We start from the raw sequence: 305 nt of genomic DNA, 5'->3' as shown, positions 1-305 counted from the left end.
AGTAGTTGCCCAGAGACCCGCCTTCGCCACCGGTGTTCTTCCTGATATCTGCGCATTTCACCGCTACACCAGGAGTTCCAGTCTCCCCTACCCACCTCCAGACAACTCGTATCAGCGCCTGTTCCCCGGTTGAGCCGGGGGATTTCAACGACTGACGTGGTCATCCGCCTACACGCGCTTTAAGCCCAGTAATTCCGAATAACGTTCGCTTGGTTCGTCTTACCGCGGCTGCTGGCACGAACTTAGCCCAAGCTTCTTCCTAGAATAGGTCAAAGACCGTTCTTCACGGCCCCTTCCTCCTCTAC

1 rRNA gene is annotated in these 305 nt (G+C 56.1%); it reads right to left on the bottom strand.

What is annotated here, in order from left to right:
• Positions 1 to 305 (bottom strand): 16S ribosomal RNA (locus tag ACTHSX_RS10560); the annotation flags it as partial.

Source organism: Neisseria sp. P0014.S002, from assembly GCF_051958295.1.
Taxonomy (GTDB): domain Bacteria; phylum Pseudomonadota; class Gammaproteobacteria; order Burkholderiales; family Neisseriaceae; genus Neisseria; species Neisseria flavescens_B.
The sequence above is the reverse complement of the archived record's forward strand: the minus strand, read 5'-3'. Positions and strand labels throughout refer to the sequence as shown.